Source organism: Microbacterium sp. CPCC 204701 (assembly GCF_004010105.1).
In the GTDB taxonomy this organism is placed as follows: Bacteria; Actinomycetota; Actinomycetes; order Actinomycetales; family Microbacteriaceae; genus Microbacterium.
In genome coordinates this window covers 1-4,235 of sequence record NZ_RRYE01000269.1, presented here as the reverse complement: position 1 = coordinate 4,235, position 4,235 = coordinate 1, and the positions used below count along the sequence as shown (strand labels likewise).

3 protein-coding genes and 1 pseudogene are annotated in these 4,235 nt (G+C 69.5%); 2 read left to right on the top strand and 2 right to left on the bottom strand.

Annotation, left to right across the window (positions count from 1 at the left end; all coding sequences use genetic code 11):
• The coding region (locus EIO58_RS13635) for a dynamin family protein (RefSeq protein WP_342447982.1) at nucleotides 1-1,865 on the top strand (1,865 nt) is incomplete at its 5' end.
• 13 nt (nucleotides 1,866-1,878) lie between these two features.
• Nucleotides 1,879-3,390: a dynamin family protein gene (locus EIO58_RS13630; protein WP_127819991.1), complete on the top strand. Its 1,512-nt coding sequence runs from the start codon at nucleotides 1,879-1,881 to the stop codon at nucleotides 3,388-3,390.
• On the opposite strand, the gene EIO58_RS13625 is transcribed toward EIO58_RS13630, so the two are convergent.
• The gene (locus EIO58_RS13625) at nucleotides 3,331-3,969 is read right to left on the bottom strand and encodes a hypothetical protein (RefSeq protein WP_127819990.1); all 639 of its coding nucleotides are present in this window, start codon (nucleotides 3,967-3,969) and stop codon (nucleotides 3,331-3,333) included. The genes EIO58_RS13630 and EIO58_RS13625 overlap by 60 nt on opposite strands.
• 6 nt (nucleotides 3,970-3,975) lie before the next feature.
• Nucleotides 3,976-4,235 (bottom strand): annotated as a pseudogene (locus tag EIO58_RS13620) (hypothetical protein); the annotation flags it as partial.

The window sequence follows — 4,235 nt, the reverse complement described above, 5'->3', positions numbered from 1 at the left end:
CCGCGGCCGGCGGCATCCCCGCGGCTCCGGACGGCGCTCTCCTCGAGCTGGTGGGGCAGGTCGGCGAGGCTGCGGCCCAGGCCGGCCGCCGCGATCTCGTGCGGCGGCTCGTGCAGACGCGCGAGCGGCTGCGCGACCCGCACGTCCGGGTCATCGTGGTGGGCGAGTTCAAGCAGGGCAAGAGCAAGCTCGTCAACGCCCTGGTGAACGCCCCGGCGTGCCCCGTCGACGACGATGTCGCCACGACCGTGCCCACGACGGTGGGCTATGCTCCAGAGCCATCGGCGACGGTTTTCGTGCAGCCCGAGACGGGGGCCGATGTCGTGCCGGTGCGCGAGCGCATCGGCCTGGACGAACTGGCCGAGTACGTCTCCGCGAAGGGGAACCCCGACAACGAGCGACGAATCGTGTCGGCCGAAGTGCTGCTTCCACGTGAGATCCTGCGCGGGGGCCTGCGGCTTGTGGACTCGCCCGGCGTCGGGGGCCTCGATTCGCGCAGCGCCCTTCTCACCCTGTCGGCACTGTCGAGCGCGCACGCCGTGATCCTGGTGTCGGATGCGTCGCAGGAGTACACGGCACCCGAGATGCAGTTCCTGCGTCACGCGATGCGCGTCTCGCCGAACGTCGCCGCGGTCCTGGCCAAGACCGACCTCTACCCCGACTGGCGTGAGATCGAAGACATCGACCGCCGCCATCTGTCGAAGATCGGCGACATCCCCATCTTCGCCGTCTCGAGCGATCTGCGGCTTCTGGCAGCCGAGAACCGGGACGCCCAGCTCAACGAGGAGTCCGGTTTCCCCGCCCTCGTCGCGCACCTCCGCCAGCACATCCTCGAGCGCGCTGAGCAGATCCATGAGCGCAGTGCCATGCACGACCTCGGATCGGTCGTCGACCAGCTCACCATGGCCTTCCGATCCGAGCTCAGTGCTCTCGTCGATCCCCACAGCACGCCGCGCCTCATCCAGCGGCTCGAGGACGCGAAGGCCCGCGCCGACGAGTTCCGTGGGCGGTCCTCGCGCTGGCAGGTGACGCTCACGGACGGCGTCGCGGACTTGATCTCCGACATGGAGCACGATCTGCGCGACAGATTGCGCAAGGTGCAGCGCGAGGCCGAGGCATCCATCGACGACGGTGATCCCGGCCCGATCTGGGAGCAGATCACCGACTGGATGAACCAGCGGATCTCAGACGCCGTCGCCGAGACGTTCGTGTGGACGGACGAGCGCGCGCGCTGGCTGTCGGAGCAGGTCGCCGACCTCTTCCTCGAAGGGGAGGAGTCGATCCCTGAGATCGACGTGGCCGACGCGGCCGGCGTGCTCGACCCGGTCGATGCGATCGGCCGGCTGGACGAAGGGCGGATGAGCGCAGCGGAGAAGATCTTCATCGGCGTGCGCGGTTCGTACGGCGGCGTGCTCATGGTCGGGCTCGCGACCGGTCTGATCGGGCTCCCGCTCATCAATCCGCTGTCGCTCCTGGCCGGCGTGATCGTGGGGCGCCGCGCGTACCGCGAAGACATGAACGCCCGCCTCCTGCGCAGGCAGCAGGAGGCGAAGAACATCGTGCGTCGCCATATCGACGAGGTGATCTTCCAGGCGGGCAAGCAGCTCAAGGATCGGCTGCGGCTGGTGCAGCGCACGGCACGCGACCACTTCGGCGCGATGGCCGACGAGTTGCACCGCTCATTCGCCGAGGCGGTCACCGCCGCCAAGCAGGCCGCAGGCGTTGAGAGCGGCAAGCGTGACGAGCGCGTCAGGCTCCTTCGCAGCCGGCTCCGGCAGCTCGAGGAGCTGCGCGCGCACATCGCTGCGCCGCCGCAGACGCCGGAACGGGCGAGCGGGCCCGAGCAGGCGGCGATCGCAGGATGAGCGGAGCGAAGCGATGAAGGAGCCGGCACTCGTCGACGCTCGCAATGTCGCACGGCGGGCGCTCGCCCTCTACGAGGACGACGCGGCGACGTCCGCCGTGCTCGAGGCGTACGGTCAGAGGCTCGAAGGGCCGCTGCGCATCGCGCTGGCAGGCATGGTGAAGGCCGGCAAGTCCACGCTGCTGAACGCTCTGCTGGGCGAGTCGATCGCGGCGACCGATGCAGGGGAGTGCACGCGTGTCGTCACGTGGTATCGCCGCTCGGACACGCCGACGATCACGCTTCACCCGCATGAAGGGCCGCCACGCAGCTTGCGCTTCCGCCGGGACGGCGGAAGGGTGGTGTTCGACCTCGGCTCGGCGACGGCGGCCGATGTCGCCTGGATCGACGTCGGATGGCCTTCTGAGAGTCTGCGGTCGCTCGTCCTGATCGACACGCCGGGCATCGCGTCGCTGTCGCAGGAGGTGTCGGCACGAGCCACCGGCTTCCTCACTCAGAAGAGCAGCGCGTCCGCCGCCGATGCCGTGATCTATCTGATGAGGCACCTGAGATCCTCTGACCGCCAGTTCCTCGAGTCGTTCCGCGATGTCGCGGCAGGAGGATCGCTCACCGTGAACGCCGTCGCGGTGCTCTCCCGGGCGGACGAGATCGGCTCGGCACGCATCGACTCGCTGCTGTCGGCCGCGAAGGTCGCGCGGCGATACGCCGAGGACGGCGACCTGCATGCACTCGTGCTCGATGTCATCCCGGTCGCGGGGCTCCTCGCCGAGACGGCGCGGACTCTCCGCGAAGACGAGTTCCTCGCGCTTCGCCAGATCGCGAGGCTCGAGCGCTCGGTGCGCGAGCGGATGCTGGTCTCCGCGGATCGGTTCGCCCTTCCCTCGTCGGAAAGCACCCTCAGTCAAAGCACGCGGCGGGCGCTGCTCGCCCGCTTCGGCCTGTTCGGCGTCCGTCTTGCGGCAGCGCTGATCCGCGGCGGCATCGCCACCTCGACCGAGCTGGCCGAGGGTCTGCTCCAGCAGAGCGGCCTGACGGCTCTGCAGGTGCTCATGCGCGATCACTTCCGTGCTCGCGCCGACACCCTCAAGGTCTACGGAGTTCTCCCCGGGCTCGACCAGGTGCTGCGCGAGCGGCCGCGTCCAGGGAGCGAGGCGCTGCTGGCGGAGATCGAGCGCATCTTCGCCACGACGCACTCGCTGCGAGAACTCGCGGCGCTCTCTCGCACCCGCGCCGGCGGATACTCCCTGCCCGCGGAGCAGCTGGCGGATGCCGAGCGAATCGTCGGAGGTGCCGGTGCGTCTGCAGCGGCGCGCCTGAGCCTGGACGACACCGCGGATGGCGCCCTGATGCAGCACCGCGTGGACGAGCTGCTCACGCGCTGGCGCGGGATCGCCGAATCGCCGCTCACCGAGCGCGGCGCAGTGGGTCTGTGCCACACCGTCATCCGCAGTCTCGAGCAGATCGCCTCAGAGCGACCGCGGCACGTCGTCCCGCTGATGTCGCACGACATCGTGCTGCCGGGCTGACCAGGCGATCGCTTTCGGCATCACGCTCGAGAGCAGACCCAGGAGAACGAGGCCGCACTGGGCCGCGAGCACCGTGCGCAGCGGCTGCGCGCGCTCGCCGGTGAGCACGAGCTCGAGAGAAAGGCCGAGTGTCACCACCTGGAGGATCCAGGTGAGCAGCTGCCACCAGCGGATCTTCGGCCGCCGGGCCATGAACGACACCAGCAACGTGATCTGCACGAGCAGCACCGCCACGAGAAGGCCGAAGACGGACCAGTAGACGATGTCGGCGGCCGCGGTGTAAGTCTGGTCCGCGCGCCCGGGGTCCACGGTGCGCACGATGTCGGAGATGAGCGGCACCTGGTCTTTGCGGATGACGAAGAAGTACACGACAGCGAAGCCGCCGATCGCGAAGCTCAGGATCCAGAGCAGCTGGGCCGTCCGGATCGAGAACGGCGGCGTCAGCCTGGTGAGCACCGGTGCAGTGTTGGGATTCTGCGTCGGCGGGCGCTGCGGAGGCGCCTTGGATGCCTCCCGCGCGCCGGCCGGACGCTGCGGGGCGACAGCGGGTGGGCGCGCCCGCTCGGACGGGTCGGTCACCGGCTCCTACTGTTCCTCGCCGAGCTCTTCTTCGTATGCGATCTCTTCCACGATCTCGGTCTCGGGCTCAGTCCACACCGATTCGTCGACGTCGACGTCGGCCGCGGGCTCCGCGTAGGCGGGCGCCGCCGCAGGATCCGAAGCCTGGGCTTCGGCGTCGGCGATCACATCTTCCACCGGCGGGGGAACCGCAGGTGCTCCGGTGTCGAGCTGATCGGTCGGTGCCGGCGTGTCCTCCACCGCGGACGGAGCCTCATCCGCCTGCC